The following is a 4772-nucleotide window of genomic DNA, read 5'->3' as shown; positions in this document are numbered from 1 at the left end:
ATCGACGGTTTCGAGGTCTCCTCCGCGCACGAGGTATGCTTGGCGCAGGCAGCGTACGGCCGGGTCGACCCTGCCCGACGTCCCCACCTGGTCGCCTCCGGACCGGGAAAGTCGATGACCCTGCTTACCGCGCTGGTCTCGGCCGACGTCGACGTCGTCAACGTCGAGAGCTTCGGTGAACTGCGCCGCCTGGACGCCGTCGCGGCCCGGCTCGGCCGTCGGGTGCGGGCGGCGGTGCGCGTCAACCCGGCCCAGGTGGGCCTGGCAGGCTCCCTCCAAATGGGCGGTCGGCCGAGTGCGTTTGGCATCCCCGAAACGGAGGTCCCCGCCGCGCTCGAACTCGCGGCGGATCTGGCCCATATCGACATCGTCGGATTCCATGTCCACGCAGTGTCCGGAAATCTCGATGCCGCCGCCCATCTGGGCTACGTCCGGTGGTGTCTCGATTTCGCCGTCCGGACGGCTGCCGTGGCCGGGATCGAGCTGCGGATGGTCGACGTGGGCGGTGGATTCGGGGTTCCGTTCGAACCGGACCGGCGCGGTGACCGGCCCTTTGACCTAATCCGATTTGGTGAGGGACTGAGTTCGCTGCCGGTGCCGGACGGAACTCGGGTAATCTTCGAGCCGGGGCGGATGCTGGTGGCCGACTCCGGCTGGTACGCCGCCGAGGTGATCGACGTCAAACATTCCTACGGGACGGAATTCGTGATTCTGCGTGGCGGAATTCATCATTTCGCGCTGCCGACATCGTGGGAGATTGTCCATAACTTCGCCGTCGTGGAGAGATCGGGCCGGAACGGTGGGCCGGAGCCGGAGCACACGCGGGAGGCGGTGGTCGAAGGTCGTCCGGTGACGGTGGTCGGGGAGCTGTGCACGCCGGAGGACACCCTCGTCCGTGACATCACGGTCGATCGGGTGCGGCCGGGGGACGTCGTCGTCTTCCCCATGGCGGGTGCGTACGGATACGAGTTCGCGCTGCCGGATTTCCTCGGCCACCCCCGGGCCCGGCGCGTCGAGCTTCGGGGAACGCGGCATGCTCCGTTCCCCACCGATCGGTCGAGCTGATCGGATACCCGGGAGAGGAATGTTCCTTCAGTACCAGGTAGCACCAGGTTCAAGCTCATCGCTCCAGCCGCCATGGCAGTTATTTCTGACATTCTAGAAAATATTAATCCAAGTCGCATTTTTCGGGTTATTGACAATCTGTTGATGAGGCGATAAGCAGCGTTCATCGTCCTGGCGCCCAAACGGGACATTACGGACGGCGGGGCCGATGTGTCGTGGTTCTGGCCCATTCGGCTGGTCAAAAGTAGGACTTCTGTCACAATGAATAGATAACTAGCAATCTATAGTGGCATTTCTATCAGATCAGCCGTGACTGCCGATCGGGAGTCACATCAGGACACGGCCGGGAGTATCGATCGGGGAGAAGACCCATGTTTTCGTACCTACATCGTCTCAGGACCATCAGCGTGCTCGGCGCGGCGACCCTTGTCGGCGGGCTGCTCGGCGGCGGTGGCTACGCCTACGCGCAGAGCGGTTTCACCGGCAACCCCTGGGTGTTCCGGGCGACCAACCAGAGCGCCGAGGGGCTTCGTATCCAGTCGACGGGCGGGCCCAACGGCCAGCTGTTCATCGTCTACGACCATCTGAACCAACCCATTTTCGCCGTCAACAAGGCCGGCGGCGCCGGCGTGTTCGGGGACAACTTCAACGTCCACCAGGGCAACGACATCCTGCATCCCTGGGTGCGGATCAGCGTCACCGATCCGCAGCCCGCCGACTGCGTGACCACGGGCCAGCTCGTCATCGGGGGCTCGACCGGTTCGGGTGGCCGCATCTGGCGGTGCGTCGTCGGGCAGGGATGGACGTCCGTCGTCTGACGGGACGTGGCCCGCGGCGGGGCGAGACGATCGCGACGTCACGATCTGGTTCCGCATTGCTTTTCAAGTAGCGCACGCCCTTTTGTCACCGGCGTCACAGACCCTCTGCGCTGACCCGCTGACCCGCTGAGCCAATGATCGGGTGATTCGCCAACCATGCCGGGCCCATCCGCTGGGGGGAGGGGGAGGGCCGGGCGTGACGGCGTCAGGGGCCTTTGGTGATGATCGTGACGGCCGCCTTGGCGTTGTTTGGCCGGGCCGCCTCTCAACCCGCGCGTGCCGCTCCGGTGCGGCCTGATCCGGCACGGTCCGATCCCGACCGCCTCGACAGGACCGGGAAGGGGGACATTCCGAAGGCGGACGACAGCAGGGCCGATGCGGAGGCGGACGGGGGACGTGGCGCGGGACGGATCGGTGGGGAGTACCGGGCAGCCGGGGCGGAGCGGGTCACAGCGGTGGGTTCGGTGGGTGACGACCCGTCGGCGGACGACGGCCCCTCGGGCAGCGAGGAGCTCCCGGCGCCCGGGGAGGCCGCGCCGTCGGCTTCGGGGACGGAGGCGGACCGCCGACCCACCACCGGCGCCGGCGGAACCGGCACGGGCAGGTCGAACCACAGGTACTTCCCTGACTCGACCGCCACCGTCCCCCAGCTGCCCGCCAACGTGTCGAGAACCAGCAGGCCGCGACCGCCCTCGGCGTCCGGCGCGGCCTCACGCCGCTGCGGCAGAACCGTCGAGGTGTCCGACACGGACGCGTGGATCAGACCGGGCCGTATCTCGATAAGCAGCCACAGCGGCGGCTGCCCGTATTTGACCGCGTTCGTCACGAGCTCGCTGACGAGCAGCTCGGCGGTGCCGCGCAGGTCCTCGGGAAGGTCCGCCAGCCGGATGCCCTCGCGGAGCACCCTGCGGGCCTGCGGGACGGCGGAGGGCAGATAGGGGAGCTCGGCGAGTATGTGGGTTGCGGGTGGGCAACTGGACGTTGCCTGCCATACCACATCCATCGGGACCGAAGACGCGCTCATCGACCACCAAGCCTGTGCGAGGATATCGAGGTGGCTCTACCCACTGGGTGGGGATTGAAGTCTCTGTTTCCGGATCGCACCTCTTGAGGCTATGCCGATCTGGCATCCGGCGCGGCGCCGGTGGCGCCTCCTTTCCGTGGGCCTTCGTGCCCGCAGGGCCCGGGGCCTTCGTGCCCGCGGGGTCCGCAGGACGCCCGCAGGCGTCTCGAAGGTACCCCGAAGCGTCCGTCATGCCGGTCAGCCGGGCACGCGCGCCACGAGGATCGCGACATCGTCGCGCAGGTTGCCGCCGGCAAACCGCTCGGCGGCGACCAGGACGCGATCCGCGATCCCCTGCGCTGACAGGCCTGCGCATCCCCCGATCGCGTCGAGGAGCCGGTCCTCGCCGAGCAGCTTCCCGCCATTGCGGGCCTCGATGACCCCGTCGGTGTAGAAGACCAGTGAATCGCCCGGGCGCAGGACGATCTCGAACCCCGGAAACGAGACCTCGTCGTCGTCGAGGACGCCGAGCAGGGTTCCCGGGCGACCGACGAGCGAGGCGCGCCCGTCGGCGTGCAGCACCACCGGCTGGGGATGGCCGGCGAGGAACAGCCGCAGTCGGATCCTGGTGCTGGTGCTGGTGCTGGTGCTGGTGCTGGTGCTGGTGCTGGTGCTGGTGCTGGTGCTGGTGCTGGTGTCGGTTTCGGTGGGCTCGCCCTCCGCGGGTCCGCCGGCCGGCGCCATGATCGTGGCGGCGGCCAGGGTGCAGAACCGACTCTGCCCGTTCGGATGAGACGACGCGGCGTCGCGCAGGGTCCGGTTCAACTCGAGCAGCACCTCGCCGAGCTCCGTACCCCGGCCCGTCAGCAGCCGCAGGACGGCGCGGGCCACCCCGGTCACGGTGGCGGCCTCTGCACCCTTGCCACAGACGTCGCCGATGGCGATCGTCCAGCCGAGCGGACCCCACAGCAGGTCGAAGAAGTCGCCGCCGACGTCGAGACCCGCCGACTGCGCGGCGCCGTAGGCGGAACCGAGATCCAGTCCCTCGATCATCGGCAGCTCCGGTGGGCGCAGACCCGCCTGGAGCGTGCCGGCCAGTTCCACCTGCCGGCTGTAGAGCCGGGCGTTGTCGACCGCGAAGGCGGCTCGGCGCGCGAGGTCGGCGAGCAGATCGATCTCGTCCGCGGCGAAGGCGTTGCCCTCGGGGCGGCCGAGCGCGAGCACCCCGAGTACCCGCCGCCGGGCCCGCAGCACCATCACGAGCGCCGGTCCGCCGAGCGCGGTCAGTGAACGCACTCGGTCTCCGCTCGCGGAGCGCACCGCCGCCATCAACGGGCCGTCCGGGTCGACCGCGGCAGCGGTGAGGGCGCCCGCCGCGTTCTCCTCCGCGTGTGCCGCCGCCCACAGGGCGGGATCGGCGTTCTCCCGGTGCAGGTACACCGCGCACCACTGGGCCAGCCGCGGGACCGGCAACCGCGCGAGCAGCGCCAGCGAGCGGCTCAGGTCCAGGCTGCCCGCCAGCAGATCGGACGCCTCGGCGAGGAAGGACAGCATCCCGATGCGGCGCTCCTCGGCGCGTCGCATGTCGCCGCCGCCGAGGGCCAGGGCCATCCATCGGGTCGTCAGGCGGATGCGTTCCAGGTCCAGCCCGGCCGCCGCGGCGGCATCCAACCGGCGGACGTCACCGGGGACACCCGCTCCGCCCGAATCGCTGCTGCCGCCCGAATCGCCGGTGCCGCCCGAACCACTCGGGCGGCCGCCGGCCGCCGGCCAGAGCAGCAGTTCGCCGAGGCTCTCCTGCGTCGGATCCAGCGGGAACAAGAGCGCCTCGGTGACCGGGCCGACGGCCCCGAGCGTGGCCACGGTCTCCGACCGGCCGCCGTCGC

General features: G+C 69.4%; 4 protein-coding genes. 2 read left to right on the top strand and 2 right to left on the bottom strand.

Annotation, left to right across the window (positions count from 1 at the left end; translation table 11 throughout):
* Positions 1-1065 (top strand): type III PLP-dependent enzyme domain-containing protein (locus AC08ON_RS03880; protein ID WP_476616463.1); only part of this gene is annotated, 1065 nt, incomplete at its 5' end.
* Positions 1066-1436: 371 nt separating this feature from the next.
* The gene (locus AC08ON_RS03875) at positions 1437-1883 is read left to right on the top strand and encodes a hypothetical protein (protein WP_011438422.1); all 447 of its coding nucleotides are present in this window, start codon (positions 1437-1439) and stop codon (positions 1881-1883) included.
* A 265-nt stretch (positions 1884-2148) separates the two neighbouring features.
* On the opposite strand, the gene AC08ON_RS03870 is transcribed toward AC08ON_RS03875, so the two are convergent.
* Together AC08ON_RS03870 and AC08ON_RS03865 are read right to left on the bottom strand one after the other, a co-directional pair.
* Complete coding sequence (locus tag AC08ON_RS03870) at positions 2149-2907, bottom strand: ATP-binding protein (protein WP_476607400.1); 759 nt, start codon at positions 2905-2907, stop codon at positions 2149-2151.
* Between the two features lie 237 nt (positions 2908-3144).
* Positions 3145-4772, bottom strand: a 1628-nt coding sequence (locus AC08ON_RS03865) for a PP2C family protein-serine/threonine phosphatase (protein WP_476616462.1), incomplete at its 5' end; no start/stop codon positions are given.

The sequence above is a fragment of the Frankia sp. CoWAU3 genome, assembly GCF_977971855.1.
The sequence above is the reverse complement of the archived record's forward strand: the minus strand, read 5'-3'. Positions and strand labels throughout refer to the sequence as shown.